Below are 25,503 nucleotides of genomic sequence, written 5' to 3'. Positions count from 1 at the left end.
CTAAAATCGGATGGTGGAGGGAGAAGGATTCGAACCTTCGAAGCCGAAGCAACGGATTTACAGTCCGTCCCATTTGACCGCTCTGGAACCCCTCCATACCTGCAAAATAATTTGCATTTAGAGCCTCTTATCGGGATCGAACCAATGACCTACTGATTACAAGTCAGTTGCTCTACCAGCTGAGCTAAAGAGGCAATATTTTATTTTAAAAAACTCTCTAAAGAACTACTATCTCCTCAGATAGCGAGTGCAAAAATCCAACTTAATTTTGATATTTGCAAGTTTTTTATTTTTTTTTAATGTGTTAAAGAACTCTTCCAATCAGCCTCAAACAACCTTAACGGGTTTGATTTTGATGAGGCAAAGATAGCGACTACATCCAAACTACAAAAATATTTCACAAAAAAAAACCGTTGCTTTTATCATATACTTGATATGCAAGGAAATAATTTACATCTTGCACCGCCTTTTTAGGGCAGTGCTTATCTTTATATGTTCATGAAATTAAAATCATCGTTAAAAAACGGTATACTTTTGACGCTGTTGTTCACCGCAACGACCATCTCCAAAATAGCTGCACAAGAGCAAACATTCGTCCAGCGGATGATAAAAAAATTCCTTTCTTCCGAGAATGATTCCACCAGAGGAGGTAGTCTGATTGTCCTACCCGCCCTAGGATATGCACAGGAAACCGGTGTAGAATATGGCATCGGGAGCACCTACAACTTCTATTTAGACAAAGCAGACCCCAACAACCGGACATCGAACATTACCCTAATCGGTACATTGACGACGAAAAGCCAAAAAAACATCAAATTGCTCACTGATCTCTGGACGACCGATAACGCCTATCATATCGTTTCCGAATTACGTTACCGAGATTGGCCTTTTAATTTCTACGGGATAGGAACGGATACTTGGTTGGCTGATGAAGACTTTCTGGAACAGCAGCTGGTACGGACGAGAATAGAAGTCGAAAAAAGAATAGCCGCTAACTGGTATGCCGGCGTAAACGCCAATTACGAGTATTTTAAGTTTGCAGACCGTGATCCGGGCGGAATATTTGAAAGGCCAGATATATTAGGAAAGAGCGGCGGACAATACTTAGCGCTGGGCGTTTCTTCCCTATATGATACGCGAAATAATACCACCTATACAACCGACGGCTTCTATTCCAGACTAAAATTTGCGTACGCGCCGAATTTTTGGGGTGGCGATAATTTCACAGGGAGTCAGCTCGAAGCTGATTTTAGAGGGTTTCGATCCCTTTCCTCAAAAGTGACATTGGCCAGTCAGCTACTTTACCGTGGTACCTTTGGCGATCACATCCCATTCTACAACTATCGGGATCTAGGCGGTGATATGACGATGCGCGGCTATTATTTAGGTCGGTATAAAGATAAAAACTACGCTACCGCACAACTGGAGCTACGTTACCGGTTCATACCACGGCTGGGTGTCGTCGGCTTCGGCGGGACAGGAAGCACCTTTTCGCCGCAACATAATTTGCGCCTAGTCCCCAGTTTTGGAGGCGGCATCCGTTATTTCTTTAGTTTAGAACACAACAGTACGGTCCGATTGGATTATGCATTCGGTGAAAAAAGACCGGGCGAAAAGAGGCAGACCGGATTCTATCTAAGCATCAGCGAAGCCTTTTAATTTTCATTCACCTCCAAAACGGATAACGTAGGAGAAAGTTCTCTTTACGCTGCCCTTCCCGGTACATCAACAATCCGAAATGGAATAGATTGATCGAGACCACCACATCCGGACTTTGGATCAGTTCCCGCCATAACTGTTTTGTTTGGCGGGTGTGAAAAGGTTCATGTACCACGATAATCTTTCCTCGACGAATAGCTTCGAGGAGCTGATCAGCCGGAGCGCTCTTTAAATCGGCAAATAACGCATCAGCAGAAGTATCCTCCCGAAAACAAGCCAGCTTTTGAACCCCCATATCGGTTAATATAGCTAAAAGTAGGTCACTATATTTGGGGTTAAAATCGGAAGGAACAGCCACCGTATAAGGCCGCACACGTGAAATATGATAAATAACACGGGAAGCCAGACCATATACGAAAGGAGAATGCGTACCGTGACGGCTATTGGAGACAAAAAAATGTTGGATCAGATCCCAGTAGTAGCGCATGCTACAAATTTAGTGTTTAAATAATAGCATTATATTAGACTACGACACAAACTGCAACGAAAATGTACTCCCCTTCCCTTTTCCCTCATATCACCCATGCCGTAATCAAATCACTGTAGTTCAACGTGACATCACTACCAATATAGGATACCCGAAATTCATACTCCTCAAGCATGTCCAGATTGCTCATTTCTAAAGAAGATTTGGTATGCATCACGCTGCTCCACTGTTCTTTTCCCTTTTTACGATATTCATACTGATAAAGCCTCGCCGGTCGCCAAGAGTTAACACGCAAGCGTATAATCCCGGAACCAACCTGTATATGTTCTACACGGAGGTTTTCCGGCTTCGGTGTACGCCCTAAAGAAACGTGACTGGACCTTGAAGGACGAAATCCCGCTGCTACGATAATCGCTTCGTCACCCGCCGCGACCCCTTCGACATAGTGCGCTAACCGGCGAATAACATCTTGAAGTTTTTCGCCATGTTGTGCCTTTAAGATGACAGCCCGCTTGTCCCGAAAACTAGCTTCAGCATACGCCTCCCGATAAGCACTCAAATTTGTCTCCAAGGTCGTTAAATCCGGAACCGGATCGGTGAATAGATCAGCGTTCTCCGTCAGCTTTAAAAAAATCTGTTCTGCATAGACCAACAATTGCGTTGCATCTTTGCTTGTAAATACTGGTTTTGCCATGTTGTTATTTGTTTAATATTCGTTTCGTAGATAGTAGACTTCATCCATACTACTACCTTATTCCATTACAAAGATGTGCTACAAAAATGAACAAAAGGTGTAGATTCTGGCCAATTTCGGGGGTACCCCAAAAAAGTTTTTGGCCAAAAAACGAACCTTTTCCATGCAAACTCTCAAAGTATTTATCTTCAAAATCCGCTTTTTCGACGTCATGAAGGCAGTTTTTAGTTAAAATAATCGTGAAAACAGCAAAATAGACTTGCATGCAAGATTAGCGTACTAGCATACCCCGCGCTACAACTTACCGGCACGGCGGTCGCCCTAGCTTCGCACCCGGAACATCCTATTGGCGTATTAAAAAAAACAATATGCGTATATCCAATACCTGCCTGAGCTTACCGCTGGCTAACCGATATCCTGAAAATCCTTAAGCACGATCCTGTTGGGTTGGGAAACCTCGCTATTCCATTTGCGAGCCCATCTAAAATAAAGGCCTACTTGTTATCCATATGCGCGATTACCACCTTCCTATCAGCAAGTGAATATTACACAATCGTGGTTATCGTCGCTCCACGTGCTGCACGTTGATGTCCAGTCCCATAGAAACGCACTATATTAGCGAGTAATCCGGCCCCGTTTACGCGTAAGATGATGAAAAAGACCATTCAAGCGGAACAATGCCAGCCTTGAGTTTTTTTGCTTCGTTTTTTCAGCAAGGAAAAAATGAAGAAGAGTAATTTCTTAAGTTTGTATAACACGATAAGAAAAAAGAAATATGCCATATAACTTTGATGAAATCATCGATCGAACAGATACTGGAAGTGTAAAATGGTCCAAACCGAATGTACTCCCCATGTGGATAGCCGACATGGATTTCAAAACGGCCCCGGAAATAACAGAAGCCTTAATAGCTCGAGCATCACACGGCGTATTTGGTTACTCCGAAACCCCGCCCACTTTTTATGACGCCATCACGAATTGGTGGAAAAAAAGACATGCACTGCAGGTTGAAAAGGATTGGATCGTGGCTACGCCAGGTGTTATGCCGGCCCTTGCTGCGGCGGTCGAAGCATTAACGTCCCCTGGTGACAAAATCCTAGTACAACCTCCGGTATACAATCACTTTTTTGTCACCGTCAACCAAAGTCATTGTGAGCTCGTAGCGAACAATCTGCTGTATGAAAACGGAGATTATCAGATCGATTTTGACGACCTAGAAAACAAAGCTGCCGATCCTGCTGTAAAGTTACTGCTATTTAGTAACCCCCATAATCCTGCCGGTCGGGTCTGGACACGTGACGAGTTACAACAACTTGGGGATATATGTATTCGTCACCATGTTGTCGTGCTATCCGACGAAATCCATTCCGATTTGGTGTACGACGATTTTACACATGTCCCTTTTGCGTCTTTAGGAGAAGCTCATGCGAAAACGTCCATTACTTTTTCTTCCCCCTCCAAAACATTTAATTTAGCAGGTTTACAAGTTGCCTATTTCTTCACTGAAAACGCATCATTCCGTAGCAGGACAAGGGCGGTATTAACAAAATGGGAAATGACGATGTTAAATGTATTTGCCATCGACAGCTTGATCGTTGCTTATGAAAAAGGGGAGCCCTGGCTGGAAGAACTCAAAAAATACCTTCATGACAATTATGTATACCTAACGGATTTTTGCCAGAAACATCTCCCGCTGCTTACCGTTATTCCGCTACAGTCTACTTATTTAGTTTGGCTGGACTGTAGCGCATTAGGTATGCCCTCCTCCTCCCTCGCAGAAAGTTTATTGGAAAAGGAACAATTATGGCTACAGGCAGGGGGCAAATATGGTCAAGCCGGAGATGATTTCCTTCGCATCAATATCGCTTGCTCCCGTTTACTACTCGAAGAAGGCCTGCAGCGATTACACCGAGCATATAAACGGATACGAAGTCATCATTCTTGATCGCACTTCCCATTGTTATGCATCTATGGAAGTATTTGAAGCGACGATTTTTATGAATTCTTGTCTATTAGTATCCATGAGCTCGCTTCGCTCGGCTTTGGTTCTTTTTTGAGCGAAAACCACGAAGCGCTCATCCATACTATTATAAATAAACACGCATGGATAAAAGAACTTAAAAACCCGTATATTAGTACGGATGACTGAGCAGGAGTTAAAAGCACTGATTTCGTTACTGGATGATCCGGATGTGGAAATCTACCAAGTGTTGGAAGACAAGCTAATCACGTGCGGACCAGAAGTGATTCCTTTATTGGAAGCATCATGGGAGGAGTCTTTCGATGTACTTTTACAGGAACGGGTAGAACAGATTATACACAAAATCCAGTTCAATCAGGTTAAAAATGATCTCCAGCTATGGAAATTAAGCAACCAAGAAGACCTGTTGGACGGCCTACTGATCATTAACCGATACCAATATCCCAACTTAGGCGAGGAGGAAGTATACGGTAAACTGGCAGAACTGCGGCGTAATGCCTGGTATCATTTGATGTATGACATGAGTCCGATTGAAAAGGTCAAGCTTCTGAATAACATCCTCTTCCGTGAGTTTGGATTATCCGGTAACACCTCCGATTTTCATGCCCCACAAAACTCTTTTATTAATAAGGTGCTCGAATCCAAGAAAGGCAATCCTATTTCATTAGCTTGTATATACAGTATCGTTGCCCAACGCTTAGACATACCTATTTATGGTGTTAATCTGCCGAAACATTTTGTGCTGGCCTATATGAATGAAGAAAATCCCGATGAGGTTCTTTTTTACATTAATGTGTTCAACCGCGGACAGATTATGCGGGAAGTGGATATTACGGCATTTCTCCAACAACTAAACCTGCCACCTACCGATGACTATGTAAAACCATGCACGAATATAGCGATTATCCAACGCATTCTACGCAATCTTATTGCTGCCTATGAATATGTGGACAATAACGAAAAACGGGAGGAAGTACAATCATTACTGAATCTTATCGACCCAACGTAGAATCGTCTCGAGCATCCAGCGCCAACCCTACCGGCGTTACTCCATAGCCCAATTCGGAAGTGTCGAGCACATCTTCGGGTTCTACGTCGCCATTGTCCGTCGATTTAAACCGGGATATTTTTTTAGCGGCACGGTCTGCCACATATAAATACACCCCACCGGCCCTTGTATCCATCGCCACATCTACAGGAGCGACTAGCCCCGTACGAGGCCCCGTAATCACGCGCGTAGGTTTAATGATATCCGAACTGCCATTTACGATATTGGAAAAGTTTTCGAAAATAAGAATTCGTCCATTCCCTAGAGTTCCATCACCCATTTCGGCAATGGCCAGCACATTCTTGATCGTATCATAAGACAATCCACGAAGATCAGTAGTAGCATCTTCAATCTGGAAGGTACGAGCCGGCTGCAAGGTAGCCACCGAATCGCTGGCGTTGACCGGCATCGTCGTTAGATTCTGGAACATGTAAATGCCCGCTGGTGCGCTAAGCTTAGCTGTAAAAAGCCGATCATTTTGATAAGCAGCCCCCCACATATTAAGGTCCGGGTTAACTAATTTTTTATAAGGCTGTTTCTGGATGCCGGTATTCGTGGGATTATCAATTACATATACTCCTGCACCTTCCCCGGCCCCATTTACAGCTAAAAGAGATCGTGTCGCGGCATGATACACAAAACCTCTCACCTGATTATAGTATCTACTACGAATACCATTGCCGGCGTTATTCAGCAATCCGGTTCTTTGGACGCTAACCGCCGCGATAACCGTATCCTGCCCCCCGTCGTTCGCACTTGCTTGAAAAATAGTTTTCACATAGGGGTTGAAATAAATCGCACCACCACCTTGTACTTGGGAGAGATGGCTTTCCCGAAAGGCAAAAACAGACGAATCTGCCGGCTGAATAACCCGAATGGTCGTATCGGGCCTTTCATCGGTCGTTCCGTATTCTTCAAAAGAAACATAAAGACGGGAGATCTGGGCAATTTCTAATCCCGGCCCTACATCTTCCTCTTCTTCGCAGGCAACAAAACCAACGACAGGCGCGAAAAAAAGACATATACCATATAGAAGCCGGCTTTTTGACATATCAAACGTATTTACAAAATATAAATTAATTATTACAGCTCATGTTCACGAGTGTCCAACGTAATACTGACCGGTGTTCGGCCATCTTTCAACTCCGAAGTATCGATTACCTTATCGGGCGCGATGTTCCCATCATCCGTATACTTAAACCGTGATATTTTTCGGGCTTCGCGATCTGCTACATATAAGTATACACCGGTCTCCCGCGTATCAATAACCACATCTACCGGCGAAATCAATCCTGTATTCGCTCCCGTAATCACGCGCGTGGGCGTAATCGTCTCCTCTTCCACCTGCTCAGAAAAGTTCTCAAAAATAAGAATGCGCCCACTCCCAGGTGTTGTTCCATCGCCCAATTGGCTCACCGCCAACACGTTTTTAACCGTATCGTAAAACAGTCCACGTAGATTATTTGCTGCGCCCTCAATTAATAATATACGAGTCGGATCTAACGGACCGACAGAGTCCCGATCGTTCACCACTACATTCGCTATATCCTCAAAAACATAAATCCCGCCCGGGGCGCTTGTTTTCGACGTAAAAAGCCGCTCGTTTTGATAAGCTGCTCCCCACATCGCCAAGCTACTATTCCTTAATTTCTTAACGGGCTGTGTTTCCCGGTTTGCATATCGGGGGCGCTCCATCACATATACGCCTGCGTCCGGTCCCGCACCATTCACAATATAGAGAACATTCGCACGCCGATGGAACACCATACCCCTTACACTATTATAATAACGACTCTTGGGTAGACCCGAGTTGTTTAATGACCCTGTTGATCCCATACTCAGTACAGCGATGGACGTATCATTGGAACCTGCTCGATTAACACTAGCTTGAAATAATACGTTTAATTGAGGCTCAAAATAAATCGGCCCACCACCTTGAATTTCCGATCGATGTCGACCATTGAAAACAAAAACAGAGGAGTCTGCCGGATATATAATCCTAACGTTGGTATCCGGCGGTTGCTTATTTAAGCGATGCTCCTCAAAAGAAACATATAAGCGCGTAAACTTTCGCATCTCCAAATTGGGTTCTGCGTCGTCCCGTTCGCAGGCGTAAAACCCAAGAATAAGCGCCAGCATCGCGAAGACATAATATATAGGGGATATTTTAGCCATAAATTTATTGAGTCATACGTTACAAAAGTAAAAAATAAACGGGTATATCGGCAAACCTGCGACAACCCGCAACGAACTTTTGTATAATCTAGCAGTTTTCCGTAAAATTGCATCATATTTTAAATGCACTGCGATCATGGACAATAAGGAGTTTAAACGAGAGAAGCTTAATTTGCCGAACGAGGGGAAGAAGTTGCTGCTGCATTCTTGCTGTGCACCCTGCTCCGGAGAAGTGATGGAAGCTTTAATTACTTCGGACATTGACTTTACCATTTATTTCTACAATCCGAATATACACCCGCGTAAAGAATATGATTTGCGCAAGGAGGAAAACATCCGGTTTGCAGAAAAACATGGTATTCCTTTTATCGATGCAGACTATGATGTGGACCATTGGTTTGAGTTAGCCAAAGGAATGGAAGATGAACCCGAACGCGGTATCCGCTGCACCATGTGTTTTGACATGCGTTTTGAAAAAACGGCAGAATATGCGGCTGCCCACGGATTCGACGTGATATCCAGTTCGCTAGGCATCTCGCGTTGGAAAAACATGGAACAGATCAACGATTGTGGCCTAAGGGCTGCCGGGCGGCATGATAATATGGAGTATTGGACATTAAACTGGCGGAAGAAAGGCGGCTCAGCGCGTATGCTGGAAATCAGCAAACGCGAAAAATTCTACATGCAGGAATATTGTGGCTGCGCTTATTCTTTACGTGACACCAACCGTTGGCGTATGGCGAACGGTAGAGAAAAAATAGAGCTCGGTAAATACTACTACGGAGAAGACGAACAATAATTTCGTAAAAAGTTTCCTTTTTACTGAAATAATATATAATTTTGCACGCTCGAATACAGATTGTGAAACAGCTAAAATACTATAGAATCCCTTTTTCAGGATTAACTACTGGAAAGCACAATTTCGAGTTTGAGGTAGGTGATAAGTTCTTTGATTGTTTTGAACATTCATTAGTAAAGCAGGGAAAGCTCCAGGCTGATGTAGAACTGCAAAAGCGGGAAAACATGCTGATTGTGAACTTTCATGTATACGGCACGGTTCGTTTAACCTGTGATGTATGCTTAACCGCCTTTGATGCGCCGCAAGATTTTGAAGAGCGTATCTTGGTTAAATTTACAGAAGATGAGTGGGGACAAGACACCGAGGAAGTATTAACGTTATCCAAAACGGATTACGAGTTAGACATTGCCGATCTGCTCTACGAGTACATTAATGTTCGCGTTCCTTATTATAAGAAATGTTCGGAACAGGGAACAAATGCGAGCTGCGATCCGGAAATGTTAGCGAAATTAGGCAGCTCTGCAGATTTAGAGAGCGACACAGACGAAGAAGACACAGACCCACGTTGGGATATATTAAAGAAAATTAAAAATAACTAAAACAGAGATACGAGATGGCACATCCAAAGCGTAAGACTTCTAAATCAAGAAGAGACAAAAGAAGAACACATTATAAGGCAGAAAGACCTACGTTAACGGTATGCACAGAGACAGGTGCTGTACACACACCGCATCGTGCATATACAGTAGATGGTAATTTATATTACAACGGAAAATTGATTATTGAAAACACCGCTGCTGTCTAACGAGATCATTCAACGAAATTAAACATCCCAAATAGGTGTAAAATTTAATTTTTATACTTTAATTTGGGATGTTTTTGCGTATTATTGATGATAAATAATAACGAATGAAGATTGGTTTAGACGTTTTAGGCGGGGATTACGCCCCCGACTCCACCATAAATGGAGCTATAGCAGCTCAAAAAGTACTACAGGAGGGACAACGTCTTGTCCTTATCGGTGATCAACAAGACACCATCGAGCGGTTAAAGCACGCTGGAGCGGATCCCGAAAAATTTGATTTCATACATGCGCCTGAAAACATAAGCATGCATGAACATCCGACCAAAGCGATTACCCAAAAACCCAATTCTAGTATCGCAAAAGGATTTGACCTGTTAAAACAGGGCGAAATCGACTCTTTTGCTTCAGCTGGTAACACAGGGGCGATGTTGGTTGGTGCTGTATTCAGTGTAAAAACAATTCCCGGTGTTCTTCGTCCTGCAATTGCAACGAATGTACCTAAGGTTAAAAGCGGGTACGGTATTTTATTGGATGTCGGCGCAAATGCGGACTGCAAGCCAGAAATGCTCTCCCAGTTTGCCACCTTAGGAAGCTTATACATGCAGTATATTTATGGCGTTGAGACTCCCAAAGTCGGCTTGTTAAATATCGGAGAAGAAGAAGAAAAAGGCAACAATTTAACCATATCAACCTACCCCCTACTCCAACAGAACAAAAAGATAAATTTTATCGGCAATACCGAAGGTCGCGATTTGTTCACAGACGCTGCAGATGTGTATGTATGCGATGGATTTACGGGTAATGTGGTATTGAAACTTGCCGAATCTTTTTATGTAGTTACGCTAAAAAAGGGAATGAAGGATGATTTTTTTGATAGATTCAATTACGAACGGTATGGCGGTAGCCCTATTTTAGGCGTAAATGCCCCTGTTATTATCGGACATGGCATCTCGACTCCCGAAGCTATCAAAAACATGGTTTTATTATCAAAAGACATGATTGAATCACAAATCATCGATAAAATCAGGTCTGCTTTCAATTAATTATATATGTCAAAAATACATGCTGCAATCACGGCAGTAAACGGGTATGTTCCCGACTACGTCCTCACGAACCAGGAGTTGGAAACCATGGTCGATACAAACGATGAATGGATCGTAACCAGGACTGGGATAAAGGAGCGTAGAATACTTAAAGGTGAAGGCAAAGCAACATCAGACTTGGCTGTTCCGGCTGTTAAAGGCTTATTGGAAAAGCGCGGTATCTCTGCGGAAGAAATTGAACTGATTATCTTTTGTACGAGTACGCCGGATATGCTATTCCCGGCAACGGCAAACATTCTGGCAAATAAAATCGGAGCAAAGAATGCATGGGGATACGATCTGCAAGCGGCCTGCTCTGGATTTCTTTTCGGTTTGACGACGGGTGCGCAATTTATTGAATCCGGTAAGCATAAAAAAGTATTGGTTGTGGGCGCCGACAAAATGTCATCGGTCGTGAATTACGAAGATCGTAACACCTGTATTTTATTTGGCGACGGTTGTGGGTGTGTATTACTAGAGCCGAATGAAGAAAATAACGGCGTCATGGATGCTGTTCTGAAAACGGATGGTTCTGGCGGCCCTTATTTAAACATCAAAGGTGGTGGGTCGCTCAACCCAGCATCTCATCAGACCGTAGAAGCGGGTTTACATTATGCTTATCAAGAAGGGCGTACCGTATTCAAGTTTGCGGTTACGAACATGGCTGAAGTAGCTGTTGAGGTCATGGAAAGAAACCATTTGACATCGGAAAATGTGGATTGGCTCGTACCGCACCAAGCGAATAAGCGTATCATAGATGCTACTGCCGAACGTGCAGGCCTGTCAGAAGACAAAGTTATGGTCAATATCCATAAATACGGAAATACCACCAGCGGTACAATCCCCCTATGCTTATGGGAGTGGGAAAACCAACTAAAAAAAGGAGACAACTTAATATTAGCGGCTTTCGGCGGCGGTTTTACTTGGGGAGCAGTTTATCTCAAGTGGGCTTATACAAAAGCATAAAAATATTATTTAACTTTACCCCGGTTATCTATTAACCTTAAATCTGGGGTTAAAATTTATCATAAGAAGTTTATACAAATGAAACCTACTAGAAATATGAGTATGGATATTAAACAGATTCAAGACCTGATCAAATTTGTTGCGAAGTCAGGTGTGAACGAAGTCGCTATTGAAGAAAAAGACTTTAAAATCACCATCAAAACGAATCAGGAACCAACCTATGTTACCGCAACGGTTCCAGCTCCTGTAGCATTACCACAACAACAACCGGCTGCTGCACCAGCAGCAACGGCAGCGCCAATAGTACAAGCGCCGAGTGCTCCTGCTGCGGAAGCATCAAACCTTATCACCGTGAAATCACCCATGATCGGAACTTTTTACCGCGCTTCGGGTCCGGATAAGCCTTTGTTTGTGAACGTAGGTGACGAGATCACGCCCGGAAAAGTGCTATGCATCGTCGAGGCCATGAAACTTTTTAATGAAATTGAATCGGAAGTTTCGGGTAAAATCGTAAAAATATTAGTTAATGATGCAGAGCCTGTAGAATTCGATCAACCGTTATTCTTAGTTGATCCTTCTTAGTTTGGATGTGAGATAAAAAAAGATGTTCAAAAAAATATTAATAGCAAATAGAGGAGAGATTGCACTTCGCATCATTCGTACTTGTCGCGAAATGGGCATTAAGAGTGTTGCCGTCTACTCTACAGCGGATCGTGACAGCTTGCATGTACGTTTCGCCGACGAAGCGGTCTGTATAGGACCTCCTCCGAGTAAAGATTCTTATTTAAGTATACCAAATATCATTTCTGCTGCCGAATTAACAAATGCAGACGCGATCCACCCTGGATACGGATTTCTTTCTGAGAACGCTAAATTTTCAGCTATATGTGCCGAATACGGCATCAAATTTATTGGTGCTACAGCCGATCAGATCGAAAAAATGGGTGATAAAGCTTCTGCAAAGGAGACCATGAAACAGGCAGGTGTACCTACCGTTCCGGGTTCGGACGGTTTGGTTCCTGATGTAAAAACAGGTATTAAACTGGCCCAGGAGATTGGTTATCCGGTCATTTTAAAAGCGACTGCCGGCGGCGGCGGACGTGGAATGCGTATCGTGTGGAATGATGACGAGTTTGAGCCCGCGTGGGACTCTGCCCGTCAAGAAGCTGGAGCGGCATTTGGTAACGATGGAATCTATTTGGAGAAATTCGTAGAAGATCCCCGTCATATTGAAATACAAGTGATCGGTGACCAGTATGGCAAGGTTTGTCACCTCTCTGAACGTGACTGTTCCATACAACGTCGCCATCAGAAACTGGTAGAAGAAGCACCTTCTCCATTTATCACACCGGAATTGCGTGCGAAAATGGGCGAGGCGGCCATCAAAGGGGCACAAGCTGTAAATTACGAAGGAGCGGGTACGATTGAATTTTTAGTCGATAAGCATCGTGATTTCTATTTTATGGAAATGAATACCCGTATCCAGGTCGAGCACCCGGTTACAGAGGAAGTCATCAATTTCGATCTTATCAAAGAACAGATCAAAGTGGCTGCCGGTATTCCGATTTCGGGAAAGAGTTATGAGCCGACGATGCACGCGATTGAGTGCCGTATTAATGCGGAAGATCCTTTTAATAACTTCCGTCCGTCTCCAGGTAAGATCACCAACTTTCATTCACCTGGTGGACATGGTGTACGGGTGGATACCCATGTATATGCAGGTTATAGCATCCCACCGAATTACGACTCGATGATTGCTAAACTCATCTGTGTCGCACAAACGCGCGAGGAGGCTATCAATACCATGGAACGGGCACTACGTGAATTCGTCATTGAAGGGGTAAAAACAACGATACCACTTCATATACGGCTAATGCGCGATCCAAATTTTAGAGCAGGTAATTTTACAACAAAGTTCATGGAAACATTTGACCTTACGGAATATCCGGACGAAGAGGTCGAATAAAATTTCGTTTACATACCGTTAAAATACCATTCTTCAAAATAAGAATGGTATTTTTGTTTTGTTTCAGACACAACATTTTTAGCATGTCAACATCAAAAGAGTTAATCGACGCTATTAAACAAAAAGGAAAGAATCTCGAAGGGGAAATGTCATTTTTTGAGCATCTTGAAGTGCTGCGGTGGCATATTATCCGTTCGGTAATCGCCATTGCTGTTTTCGCTATTCTATCTTTTACATTTTACGATTTCGTATTCAATTCCATTATCATGGGGCCTAAAAACCTCGACTTCTGGACGTATCGAATGATGTGTAAAGTAGGTGACTTACTGAGTTTGGATGGCTTCTGTGTGAATCGCATTCCGTTTAACATCATCAATACGGAAATGGCGGGGCAATTTATGTTGCAGATTAACTCTTGTCTACTCATGGCGGTTGCATTGGGTTTCCCTTATCTGTTATTCGAAGTATGGCTTTTTGTAAAGCCTGCCCTAACAGAAGTGGAAAAGAGTTCTGCCCGTGGTTTTGTATTCTATGCCACGGTGTTATTTGTTATCGGTGCCTTATTCGGTTATTATATTGTTGTGCCGCTTTCAGTTAATTTCTTGAGTAATGTATCTTTAAGTGATGAAATTACCAATCAGATTACCATTGACTCGTATTTATCGCTTATTGCGACATTAACATTGGGGTGTGGCGTTGTGTTCTTGCTACCCATCGTCATATTTATATTGTCTAAATTGGGTCTGATGACGCCGGCCTTTATGCGTGCCAGCAGAAGATATGCTGTAGTGATTATTTTAATCATCGCCGCCATCATTACACCAACCGCGGACGTCATCACACTTTTAACCGTAAGCGCCCCTATGTTCTTACTCTACGAATTAAGTATCATGGTGTCTGCAAGCGTTTATAAACGCAATCTTGAAAAAGAAAAAGAATTTTATAAACAGAAATAAACATAACGATCATGTCTAAAAAAATTGCACTAGGAAGCGATCACGCTGGATTTGACTATAAAACGGCGGTGTTAGATTTTTTACAAGAAGAGGGATACACTGTAGAAGACTTCGGTCCGGCCACTGCAGATTCTGTTGATTATCCAGATTTCGCTCACCCTGTAGCAAGTAGCGTCGAACAAGGTAAAAACGAACTGGGGATTTTGATCTGCGGAAGTGCCAACGGTGTCGCTATAACAGCCAACAAACACCAAGGCGTCCGGGCGGCTATTGCATGGCAAAATGAGATTTCGGCATTAGCGAGACAACATAATAATGCGAATATCGTCTGTATCCCCGCTCGGTTTATTGACATCGAACTCACTAAGAAAATTATTAAAACATTTTTAACGACGGAGTTTGAAGGTGGCCGACATGGCACACGTGTTAATAAAATAGCTTGTATGTAAACGAATTTCTCCTACATATTCTTAATAATGGTAAAAAATTGGATAACAACTTTCCTACTTATACCTGTACTCCATAGCTGTGCTGTTGCACAACAACCCGATCCGGTACAGACGAAATATGCAGATCTCCTAACAGAGGAAAAAGCAAGGAAACATTTAACACTGCTGGCGTCGCCAGAATTTGAAGGACGTGGCACGGGACAAAAAGGCGGCGAAAAAACGGCCCATTACCTTGCCGAACAGTTCCATGCGTATGGTTTGGAAGCCCCTGTTAATGGCCGTTATTTTCAGCCAGTCGATTTAGTCAGAATTGCTTATCAGGTACAAGATTTCGTTTTAGACGGAAAGGCTTATGAAAACGGTACCGATTTTTTTGTGCAGGGCGATAATGTACACAGCAGCTACCAAGCCGATGATATCGTGTTTGTGGGTTATGGTATTCAAGATAAGAAACACAACGATTTAGCGGGTATCGACATCGAAGGCAAGATTGTTCTGGTTATAAACGAGGGCGAACCCACCGATGCAAACGGTAATTCGCGTATTACCGGCAGTACAAAAATGTCAGAATGGGCAAGTAGCCGGTTTAAGCGTGTACAGGAACTGCTAAAGAAAAATCCAAAAATGATTTTGGCTACGGGAGACTATGTAGACCAAAACATGGCGCGGTTTGGAAAGCGTTTAGTAGGCGGTCGTTTCGCTTTAAATGATGGAGACACGGTTGTTAAAGGAACAACAAAAGCACCTGTAGTCAATATTTCTACCGAATTAGCCAATCAATTACTGGCTAAGCGGAATACCTCCCTTGAACAACAAAAAAATAAGACGACCACCTTTACTATTCCCGCAGCCGTGCAGGCTGAAATGGGCATCACCAAAGAACAATTAGCCGATCCAAATGTCTTGGGCCTTTTAGAAGGTACCGATTTAAAAGATGAACTTGTCGTCCTCGTGGGGCATTATGATCATGACGGTATATTGCCAGATGGAACATTCTTCCCGGGGGCAGACGATAATGGTTCGGGTACAGTCGGTATTTTGGAGCTAGCCCGTGCATTTGCAGCAGCTAAAAAAGATGGGAAAGGTCCCCGCAGAAGCATATTATTTATTGGTTTGGCAGCTGAAGAAAAAGGACTACTCGGCTCCAAGTTTTATGTAGAAAACCCTATTTTCCCACTGGAAAACACCGTGGCTTGTATCAATATGGACATGATCGGCCGTATAGACGACAAACATTTGAACGGAAATCACAATTACATCCACGCCATAGGACTCGACAAATTAAGTACGGAACTCAAGGTGATTACAGAAACTGCAAACGACACCTATACCCAAATGGAGTTGGATTATATGTATGATGATCCAAATGATCCAATGCGTCTGTATTATCGCTCTGATCATTACAATTTCGCTGAGAAAGGTATTCCGTCGGCTTTCTTTTTCTCGGGGCTCCACCCCCATTATCATACACCGGAAGACACGGTAGATAAAATCGACTTCCCGATGATGGTAAAGAGAGAGAAACTAGTTTTCCATATCACCTGGGAAATCGCGAATCGTGATAAACGCTTGCCGGTAGATGCTAATAAAAAATAGTTTCTAACTAGGACTTGACTCCTGTTAAAACAAAAAAAAAGCCATCTTGTTATGATAATACAAATCATAACATATGGCTTTTGTAGATTATTATAAGATCCTTGGGCTAGATAAAGATGCTACCCAAGACGATATTAAGAAAGCGTATAGGAAGCTTGCGCGGAAATACCATCCAGATCTAAATCCGGATGACGAGGAGGCGAAAAAGAAATTTCAGGAAATCAACGAGGCCAATGAGGTATTGACGGATCCGGAAAAGCGACAAAAATACGATCAGTATGGCGAACACTGGAAACACGGAGAAGCTTATGAACAGGCGCAACAACAACAGAGTCGCAGCGCTAGCGGAGGTGCTTCAGGAAATCCGTTTGAAGGTTTTGATTTCGATTACTCGGGAAATTATGATACAGGTGAGTTCTCTGATTTCTTCGAACAAATGTTTGGTAGCCGACACGGTGGTGGGAGACAGACAAAATTCCGGGGAAATGACTATCATTCTACCCTGGAACTGACTTTACAACAAGCCTATACCACCCATCAACAAACATTTACCGTAAACGGTAAGAACATACGGATTACGATCCCGGCGGGGGTAGAAAACGGTCAAAAAATTAAGCTTAGTGGGCAAGGTGGAGAAGGGATTAATGGTGGTCCAAACGGCGATCTTTATATAACATTCAGCATTAAACCAGATGCTCATTTCCAACGCAAAGGGCATGACCTCTACGCCGTACAAGATATCGATCTCTATACCGCATTATTAGGTGGGGAAACCGTAATAGATACATTTGCCGGGAAAATCAAAGTCAAAATTAAGCGGGAAACACAAAATGAAACTAAAATACGTCTAAAAGGGAAAGGCTTTCCGATATATAAAAAAGAGGGGCAGTTCGGGGACTTGTATGTAACATTGCATGTGAAACTTCCTACTGATCTCAGCGATAAAGAGAAAGAATTATTTCAGCAATTAGCCAATTTAAAGAAATAAGCTATGGAAAGGACATTAATCAGGATAATAGACATCTGCCAATCACACCAAATAGAGCTGCAATTTATTCGAAATCTCTCTAGCAACGGTTTGATTGAAGTGGTGACACAGGACGAAGAGGAATTCGTTAAAGAAGAAGAATTGAAAGCATTGGAACAATTTGCTACTTGGCATTATGATCTGGAAATAAACCTTCAGGGTATAGAGGTGGCACAACACCTTTTACATAAAATTGAACGGCTTCAAGAAGAAATTAGATTTTTACGTACGGAAATAAATCGGTAGGTCTCGAGCAATTAGCGGAATTTTCGTATTTTGCGAGCCATAAAAATCAAAACAATGCAACTTATTTATAAAGGCAAAACAAAGGATGTTTATGAGCTGGAAAACAGCCAGATCCTTCTGAAATTTAAAGACGATGTGACCGGAGAAAACGGCGTTTTCGATCCGGGAGCTAACACCGTAGGCCTTACGATTGACGGTGCGGGAAAATCGGGACTGAAAATGACGAAATACTTTTTCGAACGGTTGAATAGCCTTGATATTCCCACACACTATATTTCAGCAGATATCGAAGATGTATCTATGGTCGTGAAGAATGCACAAGTATTGGGAAAAGGCCTGGAAGTAATTTGTCGTTATAAAGCTGTTGGAAGTTTCTACAGACGTTACGCAGCGTACTGCCAAGAAGGACAAGATCTGGACCGCTTCGTAGAAGTAACTATTAAAGATGACGAACGTGGTGATCCGGTTATTTCTCAAGATGCTTTAGCTATGTTAAACATCTTAAGCAAAGAACGATACGATGAACTTGTCGATCTAACCCGCAAAATATGCGATATCGTGAAAGCGGAACTGGCGAAAAAAGGACTAGATCTTTATGATATTAAATTGGAGTTTGGCTATGATGCCTCCAACAATCAGCTTATTTTGATCGACGAAATTTCAGGTGGGAACATGCGCGTTTATAAAGACGGCGTCTATATCGCTCCTTTAGACCTAGAACAAGCTTTTTTAAGTTAACCTCAAGATGGGGTACCCCATCTTGATCCTATCCTACTGTAAGACTTTTTAGACACTTTTAAGCGGGGGGCGGGGTAATGCTTTAGTCAAAGTTGATATTTTTTCTACGGTTCTGTTTCTTTTGGGATTGCTTTTTCTTCCGGTCTAGCCGATCCAGGATTTGGGACTTCGGAACTTTAGTCGCCACCCGTTTCTTTTCTATTTTTAATGCCTGACGAAGGAGGTTCAAAAACCGCTCCGTAACGATTTCCTTATTCTTCACCTGGCTTCTTTCAGAGGAAGCCTCCATCTGTAATACGCCTTCTCCATTTAATCGGTTTGCTAATTTATGAGAAACACGAGTCCTCTCGTCTTCGGTCAGGACTTGAGATGTCTGGATATCCCATATTAACGTTACTTTTGACTCTACTTTATTGACATGTTGTCCTCCGGCTCCTCCTGAACGGGAAGTTCTATATGTTAACTCCTTTTTTAAGGATTCGTTGTCCATAATTTAAATTTAAGCATTTCTACTAATTATTGCAAAGCAATTATAAAAGCATCCTTATCTTTGCCAGAATAAATACTTGTGGCATTAGACACGAATGAATTAACAATTATTGGAATGAAAATAGGCATTGTATGTTACCCCACCTTTGGCGGGAGCGGTGTAGTAGCGACAGAACTCGGCAAAGCGCTTGCCTCCAACGGACATGAAATCCACTTCATTACGTACTCTCAACCTGCTCGGCTAGATTTTTTTTCGGAAAACCTTTATTATCACGAAGTGGCCGTAGCGCAATATCCATTATTTGATTTTTCCCCATACGAATCTGCATTAGCCAGTAAATTGGTAGATGTCGTGCGATTCGAAAAATTAGATTTATTGCATGTACATTATGCTATTCCGCATGCGTCAGTAGCGTATTTGGCAAAGCAGATATTAGCATCGTATGGCATCCACATTCCGGTAGTTACCACCCTACACGGAACGGATATTACGTTAGTAGGAAAAGATAAAAGCTTTAGCCCGGTGGTGACATTCTCGATCAACCAGTCCGATGGTGTAACGACAGTTTCGGAAAATCTACGTCAACAAACGCTGGATTCTTTTGAAATCACACGAGATGTGCGCGTAATACCTAACTTCATCGACTTCTCTCGTTTTCATAATAAAAGCAGAGAACATTTCAAACGTGCTATCGCTCCGGAGAATGAACGCATTATTATTCACACTTCCAATTTCCGAAAAGTTAAAAATACGCAAGATGTTATCCGCATCTTTGAAAAGGTAAATCAAGTAATTCCCAGCAAACTATTGATGGTAGGCGACGGCCCAGAGCGTAGAAATGCAGAAGAGCTAGCGCGGCAATTGGGCGTAAGCCAAGATGTACGTTTTCTCGGCAAACAAGATGCGATAGAGGAAATATTATCGGTATCCGATTTGTTTTTGATGCCTTCTTCTTCGGAAAGTTTTGGATTAGCTGCACTCGAAGCGATGGCTTGCCAAGTACCCGTGGTTTCCTCCAATGCCGACGGATTACCCGAACTGAACATACACGGTGTTAGCGGATTTCTCAGTAACGTAGGCGATGTGGATGACATGGCTAAACATGCCATCCATGTGTTAGAAGACTGTAACCGCCTGAAAGCTTTTAAAGACGCCGCCTTTGCCCGTGCAAAAGAGTTTGATATCACCCGGATACTGCCTTTATATGAGTCCTACTATGAGGAGGTCATCGAGAAGGTTAAAAAAGGATAACATAATCGTGGCAGGCTACGAAAAAAGTTTTATCTTTGGCTTTTGGAAATACTCCAAAAAAAGACATGAAATATAAACGTATCCTACTCAAACTCAGCGGAGAAGCCTTAATGGGCGAACAAAGTTATGGTATTGACATCAATCGCGTGATGCAATATGCAAACGATATCAAAGAAATTCACAGTCAAGGTTTAGAAATTGCAATAGTGATCGGTGGAGGAAATATCTACCGGGGTTTAAGTGCCGAAAAAGCTGGGATGGACCGCGTACAAGCGGACTATATGGGAATGTTAGCAACTGTAATTAACAGTATGGCCTTACAGGATGCGCTAGAAAAAGTAGGGTTAAAAACGCGTTTACTAACTGCTATTAAAATGGAGCAGATATGTGAACCCTTTATCCGTAGACGGGCTGTCCGGCATCTTGAAAAAGGAAGAATCGTAATTTTTGGCGCAGGAACAGGAAATCCGTATTTTACGACGGACACCGCTGCTTCCTTACGGGCGATAGAAATCAATGCCGACGCCGTGCTAAAAGGCACACGTGTAGATGGTATTTACACCGCGGATCCGGAAAAAGATCCTTCTGCTCAACGTTACGAGAAGATTTCTTTCCACGAAGTTTACGAAAAAGGTCTAAACGTGATGGACATGACCGCATTTACATTGTGTCAGGAAAACAATCTTCCTATCATTGTCTTTGACATGAACAAACCGGGCAATCTGAAGAAGCTGGCCGACGGAGACCATATCGGTACGGTTGTTAGTTAATATTACAAAATGAAATATATAAAGATATGAATGAACTGATATCCTTAGAATTAGACGATTGTAAAGAAAACATGGCTAAGGCCGTGACACATACCGAATCTGAGCTGACTAAAATCAGAGCAGGCAAAGCCTCTCCTGCTATGTTAGATGGAGTTTCTATAGATTATTATGGAAGCATGACCCCTCTTTCGCAGGTCAGTAATATCAATACGACGGATGCGCGGACGATTGTTATTCAACCTTGGGAGAAAAATTTAATCAGTACCATCGAGAAAGCTATCGTAGACTCCAACATCGGACTGAACCCACAGAATGACGGGGCTATTATTCGTTTAGCGGTTCCGCCTCTAACGGAAGAACGTCGTCGGGATTTAGTAAAGAAAGTGAAGGAAGAAACGGAGAAAGGCCGTGTAGCTATACGAAATATCCGTAAAGATGCTAATGAATCTATTAAGAAATTAAAAGGTGACGGGGTTTCAGAAGATGAAATTAAAGTGGGCGAAGGAGAAGTCCAAAAGCTTACCGATTCCTTTATTGCTAAAGTTGATCAGCTTGCTGAATTGAAAGAAAAAGATATCATGACGGTTTAATAATTCCAATTTCGGAAGGATAACTTCGAGAAGTTAAAATCATAAAAGATAAGAAAGGATTCTATAAAAAAATAGAATCCTTTTTTCGTCCGTATTTTTTGTCTAACTTCCGTCTTGGAATACCAATTTTAAAGAAATTAAAAGTATGCAACATACGAGAAGAAAATTCTTAAAGCAGGCGGGACTAAGTTTATCTGCCGCTTTTCTAAGCCCATACCTGTTCTCCTGCCAGAATGATCTATCGGGACGTGGCCCTTTGCACAATCTTGGACTTCAGCTATACTCTATTCGCGACTTAATCCATGAAGACCCCATCGCAACCATAAATACAGTCGCAAAAATCGGCTACAAGCATGTAGAGACATTTGGTCTTGATACGGCAGCAGGCACGTATTGGCAACTTCCTATTACCGAACTTAAACGCGTACTGGAGGATAATAACCTTAAAACGCACAGTGGTCATTATGATTTATCGAAATATCTTGATAGAAAGGCGACAGAACACGAGAACATCGAAAAATATATTGAAGTAGCGCACCAGCTTGGTCAATCCTATATCATAGCGCCTGTCACCCCAATGTATGACTTAAACAACTTGCAACCCGAGGATTACCAATATGCTGCAGAGCAGCTTAACAAGTTGGGTGAAATGACCAAAAAAGCCGGCATTAAAGTAGGCTATCATAACCATTTTTGGGAATTTCGACGCTTTGGGAACGGCACCCGGGGCTTGGATATCCTTATTGCTTTTACGGAGCCTGACCTAGTAGATTTTGAGCTCGATCTATTTTGGATCGAAAAGGCAGGCCTCCATGCGCAATCCTATTTTGATAAATATCCGGGCCGATTTCCGATGTGGCATATAAAGGATATGGACAGAGCATACAGCAATCCTGTTGTGGGCGAAGGCTTCGACGATGCAGATTTTGAAGAAATCATGAAAGAAATAAAGTATACGGAGGTTGGTACGGGCACGATCGACTTTAAAAGGATTGTTGACTATGCCGATAAATCCGGATTAAAATATGCATTCGTTGAACAGGACGATATTTACATGCCTAACAAATTTGAAAGCATACAAAAAAGTTACGATTATATAAAAAAACATTTAGCGAAATAAGAAAAAGCAAATATGGAACGGAAGTCGCTTTATATCATTAGACATGCAAAGGCAGAGATACCTACCTTCGACAAAAACGATTTTGACAGAGATTTACTTCCTAAAGGTATCAACCGCGCTACCCTTATTGCGCAAAAACTACGCGATCACCTGCCGACCAATCTGGAGAAAACACTCGTCATCTCTTCGACAGCCAATCGGGCTATGCAAACCACCAAAATTTTCTGCGAGATTCTCGGTTATCCTGTCAACAGTATCGTTTGGGAACCCAAAGTATACGAAGCGCATTATCTTTTCTTAATGAAACGCCTCAATGATATCAGAGACAAGTTTGATCACGTGCTGTTATTCGGTCATAATCCTGGCCTTTCCGAGCTGGTTGCCTATACTACCGATCAGTATATCGATCTTAAAACGGCTCACGCCGCCTGCTTAGAACTGGAGGAAACAATCGACTATTCGCTGCTATCTGCCAATACCGCGACGCTAAAACAGGTTATCACGGAATACGAGTAATGGGGGAAAATGATGCACATTACGTTCCAAACAAAATCACCTTAGGTGGAACAAAAGTGAACTCCCGTTGTTAAAAGATAAAGACGGAATGAAATCAAAATCCTACCTTTGCAAGAATCGTTCATGTAGTTTGTCTCAAAAATTTGTGGCAGGACTATTGAAATTAATACATAATAACAGGGATTCGTCCCAATAAATTAAACAAAATGGCAATAGAAAACAACAATGTCGTTGCATTGAATTACAAGCTTCACACCGTAGAAGCAAACGGAGAAAAAGCTTTTGTAGAAGAAACCAACACGGAAAATCCTTTAACCTTTCTATATGGCGTAGGCATGATGCTTCCCAAATTTGAAGAAAACATTGCAGGGTTAAATGAAGGCGACAAAACTTCGTTTACTTTAGAGCCAAACGATGCATATGGAGAAAAAGATGACCGTGCAGTAGCACAACTGCCTGCAGATATGTTTCAGGAAACTGGATTGCCACCGGTAGGTGAAGTGTTACCGCTACAAGACAACGAGGGCAACCAATTCCGTGCAGTGGTCGTTGAAGTAACACCAGAAGCGGTTGTAGCTGATTTAAACCATCCTATGGCTGGTAAAACATTGAATTTTGATGTCGAGATTTTAGCTGTTCGACCGGCTACGGAAGACGAGCTTGCCCACGGACATGCTCATGGCATTGACGGACAATCGGGACATGAATAAATAGGAATGCTGGATGTGTCGGCCCGTTTTGTGACGGCCGACATACTCCTATCCTATTCTCACCTATCCTATTTTTATTTTTTTCGCTCGACAATCAAATTTATTTTTCTTACAATTTAGTCGCTCGTAACATTTCGCGTTTACCGGGCGCTCCTGGTATTTTTTCGATAGTAAAACCTAAAGCCTTCATCGTGCGTTTCAAATTACCGGTTATAGCATAGGTAACAAATACACCACCTGGTTTCAAAAACGAACTTACATGTGCTAACGTTTCTTCTGTCCACATTTCGGGCTGGTGTATGGCGGCGAAAGCATCGAAATAAATTACATCAAACTGCTGTGCCGAGCTAAACTCCAGAACTTTTTGGACAGCTATCTCTAGCTGTACTGTGGCCGTAAAATCAGTCGGGGCGATTTGAGCTTTCCGGTAACACTGCTGAAAACTTTCCCATATATGCGGCTTTACAAAGTTATCGTAGCCTGTTTTGAAAATGATATCTTCTGACAAAGGGTAGGCTTCAACGCCTGTATATTCCAAGGTTATTCCATGGGTATCCGTATAATCAGCGGTCAATAGGAAATTCAATCCGGTACCGAATCCCACTTCTAGCACCGCTATGGTCTCCCCTTCACGATTTTGTAAGCTACATTCCAATCCTGAACGAAGAAAAACATGTTGGCTTTCTTGAAATGCCCCGTGTTTAGAATGATAATGTTCTCCTACTTGAGCGTGATATAGGGTAGACGACCCATCACCTGTTATGACAAATTGCATTTTGAAGTATGTTTCTGCAAATTTACAACTAAAAACCAAACAGCTATGTAGAACTATTCTAAATAGTTTACAAAGTTTTGCAAATTCCTATCTTGTGAAAGCATTTCGTAATTTTGTATTTCATTTAATGATAACGTAGTATGAAGAAAAGCTCAATTATCTTGATTGTCATCATCGCTATAGCGATTGCGATGATTGTTGTCATTTACACAGACTCGAGTACATATTCTACTTTTTCAGAAGCAAAAGAGAAAAACACCGAGTTATATGTGGTGGGTGTATTGAATAAAGAGAAAGATCTCCATTACGATCCCATTACGGATGCCAATCATTTTTCATTCTATATGTATGATAATGATAGCACCGAATGTGAGGTTGTTTTTCGAGGATCTAAACCACAAGACATCGAACGGTCGGAACAAATTGTATTGACAGGCAGGATGGAGGGCGAGGTATTTCATGCGAGTAAGATATTGATGAAATGTCCATCTAAATATAACGAAGACGAGGTTGAAGTCATCGAAACAAGCGTGGCGCCGACGACGGCATTTTTGGATGGAGAATTGTCGGTTCGTTAACCTCCGGATCGTCTTTATATAATTTTTAC

Annotated in this window: 29 protein-coding genes and 2 tRNA genes; 23 read left to right on the top strand and 8 right to left on the bottom strand. The window is 42.4% G+C overall.

The features are described 5' to 3' along the window. Positions 1 to 11 precede the first annotated feature (11 nt). Both LKO28_RS11730 and LKO28_RS11725 read right to left on the bottom strand, forming a co-directional pair. Positions 12 to 95 (bottom strand) — tRNA-Tyr (locus tag LKO28_RS11730). 26 nt (positions 96 to 121) lie between these two features. Then, a tRNA-Thr gene (locus LKO28_RS11725) sits at positions 122 to 194 on the bottom strand. A 304-nt stretch (positions 195 to 498) separates the two neighbouring features. Between LKO28_RS11725 and LKO28_RS11720 the strand changes: the two genes are divergently transcribed. Next, complete coding sequence (locus LKO28_RS11720) at positions 499 to 1,659, top strand: BamA/TamA family outer membrane protein (RefSeq protein WP_227695058.1); 1,161 nt, start codon at positions 499 to 501, stop codon at positions 1,657 to 1,659. A 7-nt stretch (positions 1,660 to 1,666) separates the two neighbouring features. On the opposite strand, the gene LKO28_RS11715 is transcribed toward LKO28_RS11720, so the two are convergent. Together LKO28_RS11715 and LKO28_RS11710 are read right to left on the bottom strand one after the other, a co-directional pair. Further along, the gene (locus LKO28_RS11715; RefSeq protein ID WP_227695057.1) at positions 1,667 to 2,146 is read right to left on the bottom strand and encodes a hypothetical protein; all 480 of its coding nucleotides are present in this window, start codon (positions 2,144 to 2,146) and stop codon (positions 1,667 to 1,669) included. An 85-nt stretch (positions 2,147 to 2,231) separates the two neighbouring features. After that, positions 2,232 to 2,840 (bottom strand): fibronectin type III domain-containing protein, encoded by a 609-nt coding sequence (locus tag LKO28_RS11710; protein ID WP_227695055.1) that lies wholly within the window; start codon positions 2,838 to 2,840, stop codon positions 2,232 to 2,234. A 775-nt stretch (positions 2,841 to 3,615) separates the two neighbouring features. Between LKO28_RS11710 and LKO28_RS11705 the strand changes: the two genes are divergently transcribed. After that, positions 3,616 to 4,785, top strand: coding sequence for a MalY/PatB family protein (locus LKO28_RS11705; RefSeq protein ID WP_227695054.1), 1,170 nt, complete (start codon positions 3,616 to 3,618; stop codon positions 4,783 to 4,785). A gap of 196 nt (positions 4,786 to 4,981) precedes the next feature. Then, entirely contained in the window at positions 4,982 to 5,830 is an 849-nt protein-coding gene (locus LKO28_RS11700) for a transglutaminase-like domain-containing protein (RefSeq protein ID WP_227695053.1), read from the top strand. Here LKO28_RS11700 and LKO28_RS11695 read toward each other — a convergent pair. Then, a complete protein-coding gene (locus LKO28_RS11695) occupies positions 5,814 to 6,920 on the bottom strand; it encodes a hypothetical protein (protein ID WP_227695052.1) in 1,107 nt (368 codons plus the stop codon). The genes LKO28_RS11700 and LKO28_RS11695 overlap by 17 nt on opposite strands. 32 nt (positions 6,921 to 6,952) lie before the next feature. Continuing rightward, positions 6,953 to 8,044, bottom strand: coding sequence for a hypothetical protein (locus LKO28_RS11690; protein WP_227695051.1), 1,092 nt, complete (start codon positions 8,042 to 8,044; stop codon positions 6,953 to 6,955). A 136-nt stretch (positions 8,045 to 8,180) separates the two neighbouring features. On the opposite strand from LKO28_RS11690, the gene LKO28_RS11685 reads away from it, so the two are divergent. The 13 genes from LKO28_RS11685 (at position 8,181) to LKO28_RS11625 (ending at position 18,674) form a co-directional block, all read left to right on the top strand. Beyond that, entirely contained in the window at positions 8,181 to 8,843 is a 663-nt protein-coding gene (locus LKO28_RS11685; RefSeq protein WP_227695050.1) for an epoxyqueuosine reductase QueH, read from the top strand. Between the two features lie 62 nt (positions 8,844 to 8,905). Further along, positions 8,906 to 9,442, top strand: a complete 537-nt coding sequence (locus LKO28_RS11680; RefSeq protein WP_227695049.1) for a YceD family protein — start codon at positions 8,906 to 8,908, stop codon at positions 9,440 to 9,442. A gap of 14 nt (positions 9,443 to 9,456) precedes the next feature. Further along, complete coding sequence (gene rpmF, locus LKO28_RS11675; protein WP_227695048.1) at positions 9,457 to 9,648, top strand: 50S ribosomal protein L32; 192 nt, start codon at positions 9,457 to 9,459, stop codon at positions 9,646 to 9,648. 104 nt (positions 9,649 to 9,752) lie between these two features. Continuing rightward, complete coding sequence (plsX, locus tag LKO28_RS11670; RefSeq protein ID WP_227695047.1) at positions 9,753 to 10,691, top strand: phosphate acyltransferase PlsX; 939 nt, start codon at positions 9,753 to 9,755, stop codon at positions 10,689 to 10,691. Positions 10,692 to 10,697: 6 nt separating this feature from the next. After that, the gene (locus LKO28_RS11665; protein WP_227695046.1) at positions 10,698 to 11,696 is read left to right on the top strand and encodes a beta-ketoacyl-ACP synthase III; all 999 of its coding nucleotides are present in this window, start codon (positions 10,698 to 10,700) and stop codon (positions 11,694 to 11,696) included. A gap of 96 nt (positions 11,697 to 11,792) precedes the next feature. Next, the gene (gene accB / locus LKO28_RS11660; protein ID WP_227695128.1) at positions 11,793 to 12,278 is read left to right on the top strand and encodes an acetyl-CoA carboxylase biotin carboxyl carrier protein; all 486 of its coding nucleotides are present in this window, start codon (positions 11,793 to 11,795) and stop codon (positions 12,276 to 12,278) included. A gap of 22 nt (positions 12,279 to 12,300) precedes the next feature. Beyond that, positions 12,301 to 13,662, top strand: a complete 1,362-nt coding sequence (accC, locus tag LKO28_RS11655) for an acetyl-CoA carboxylase biotin carboxylase subunit (RefSeq protein ID WP_227695045.1) — start codon at positions 12,301 to 12,303, stop codon at positions 13,660 to 13,662. A gap of 83 nt (positions 13,663 to 13,745) precedes the next feature. After that, complete coding sequence (tatC, locus tag LKO28_RS11650; RefSeq protein ID WP_227695044.1) at positions 13,746 to 14,618, top strand: twin-arginine translocase subunit TatC; 873 nt, start codon at positions 13,746 to 13,748, stop codon at positions 14,616 to 14,618. A gap of 11 nt (positions 14,619 to 14,629) precedes the next feature. Continuing rightward, a complete protein-coding gene (gene rpiB, locus LKO28_RS11645; RefSeq protein ID WP_227695043.1) occupies positions 14,630 to 15,067 on the top strand; it encodes a ribose 5-phosphate isomerase B in 438 nt (145 codons plus the stop codon). A 27-nt stretch (positions 15,068 to 15,094) separates the two neighbouring features. Further along, positions 15,095 to 16,663, top strand: coding sequence for a M28 family peptidase (locus LKO28_RS11640; protein WP_227695042.1), 1,569 nt, complete (start codon positions 15,095 to 15,097; stop codon positions 16,661 to 16,663). A 73-nt stretch (positions 16,664 to 16,736) separates the two neighbouring features. Next, a complete protein-coding gene (locus LKO28_RS11635) occupies positions 16,737 to 17,651 on the top strand; it encodes a DnaJ C-terminal domain-containing protein (protein ID WP_227695041.1) in 915 nt (304 codons plus the stop codon). A gap of 3 nt (positions 17,652 to 17,654) precedes the next feature. Continuing rightward, positions 17,655 to 17,936, top strand: coding sequence for a chaperone modulator CbpM (locus LKO28_RS11630; RefSeq protein ID WP_227695040.1), 282 nt, complete (start codon positions 17,655 to 17,657; stop codon positions 17,934 to 17,936). A 54-nt stretch (positions 17,937 to 17,990) separates the two neighbouring features. After that, on the top strand, positions 17,991 to 18,674 hold the full coding sequence (locus tag LKO28_RS11625) for a phosphoribosylaminoimidazolesuccinocarboxamide synthase (protein WP_227695039.1): 684 nt from the start codon (positions 17,991 to 17,993) through the stop codon (positions 18,672 to 18,674). Positions 18,675 to 18,756: 82 nt separating this feature from the next. On the opposite strand, the gene arfB is transcribed toward LKO28_RS11625, so the two are convergent. Next, the gene (gene arfB, locus LKO28_RS11620) at positions 18,757 to 19,164 is read right to left on the bottom strand and encodes an alternative ribosome rescue aminoacyl-tRNA hydrolase ArfB (RefSeq protein WP_227695038.1); all 408 of its coding nucleotides are present in this window, start codon (positions 19,162 to 19,164) and stop codon (positions 18,757 to 18,759) included. Positions 19,165 to 19,278: 114 nt separating this feature from the next. Here arfB and bshA point away from each other — a divergent pair, with 114 nt between their 5' ends. From bshA to LKO28_RS11590, 6 genes are all read left to right on the top strand, one after another. Next, complete coding sequence (gene bshA / locus LKO28_RS11615) at positions 19,279 to 20,415, top strand: N-acetyl-alpha-D-glucosaminyl L-malate synthase BshA (protein WP_227695037.1); 1,137 nt, start codon at positions 19,279 to 19,281, stop codon at positions 20,413 to 20,415. A 65-nt stretch (positions 20,416 to 20,480) separates the two neighbouring features. After that, the gene (gene pyrH, locus LKO28_RS11610) at positions 20,481 to 21,185 is read left to right on the top strand and encodes a UMP kinase (RefSeq protein WP_227695036.1); all 705 of its coding nucleotides are present in this window, start codon (positions 20,481 to 20,483) and stop codon (positions 21,183 to 21,185) included. Between the two features lie 26 nt (positions 21,186 to 21,211). Further along, the gene (frr, locus tag LKO28_RS11605; RefSeq protein ID WP_227695035.1) at positions 21,212 to 21,775 is read left to right on the top strand and encodes a ribosome recycling factor; all 564 of its coding nucleotides are present in this window, start codon (positions 21,212 to 21,214) and stop codon (positions 21,773 to 21,775) included. Positions 21,776 to 21,920: 145 nt separating this feature from the next. Next, on the top strand, positions 21,921 to 22,895 hold the full coding sequence (locus LKO28_RS11600) for a sugar phosphate isomerase/epimerase family protein (RefSeq protein ID WP_227695034.1): 975 nt from the start codon (positions 21,921 to 21,923) through the stop codon (positions 22,893 to 22,895). Positions 22,896 to 22,907: 12 nt separating this feature from the next. Further along, positions 22,908 to 23,411, top strand: coding sequence for a SixA phosphatase family protein (locus LKO28_RS11595; RefSeq protein ID WP_227695033.1), 504 nt, complete (start codon positions 22,908 to 22,910; stop codon positions 23,409 to 23,411). Between the two features lie 206 nt (positions 23,412 to 23,617). After that, entirely contained in the window at positions 23,618 to 24,121 is a 504-nt protein-coding gene (locus LKO28_RS11590) for a peptidylprolyl isomerase (protein ID WP_227695032.1), read from the top strand. Between the two features lie 109 nt (positions 24,122 to 24,230). Here LKO28_RS11590 and mnmD read toward each other — a convergent pair whose 3' ends face one another. Then, positions 24,231 to 24,896 carry a tRNA (5-methylaminomethyl-2-thiouridine)(34)-methyltransferase MnmD gene (mnmD, locus tag LKO28_RS11585; RefSeq protein WP_227695031.1) on the bottom strand — a complete coding sequence of 222 codons (666 nt, stop codon included), beginning with the start codon at positions 24,894 to 24,896 and terminating at the stop codon, positions 24,231 to 24,233. A gap of 140 nt (positions 24,897 to 25,036) precedes the next feature. On the opposite strand from mnmD, the gene LKO28_RS11580 reads away from it, so the two are divergent. Next, positions 25,037 to 25,474: a cytochrome c maturation protein CcmE gene (locus LKO28_RS11580; RefSeq protein WP_227695030.1), complete on the top strand. Its 438-nt coding sequence runs from the start codon at positions 25,037 to 25,039 to the stop codon at positions 25,472 to 25,474. Positions 25,475 to 25,503 lie beyond the last annotated feature (29 nt).

Origin of the sequence: Sphingobacterium sp. FBM7-1, from assembly GCF_020687765.1 — a bacterium.
In the GTDB taxonomy this organism is placed as follows: domain Bacteria; phylum Bacteroidota; class Bacteroidia; order Sphingobacteriales; family Sphingobacteriaceae; genus Sphingobacterium.
This window is presented reverse-complemented; position numbering and strand designations above follow the sequence as displayed.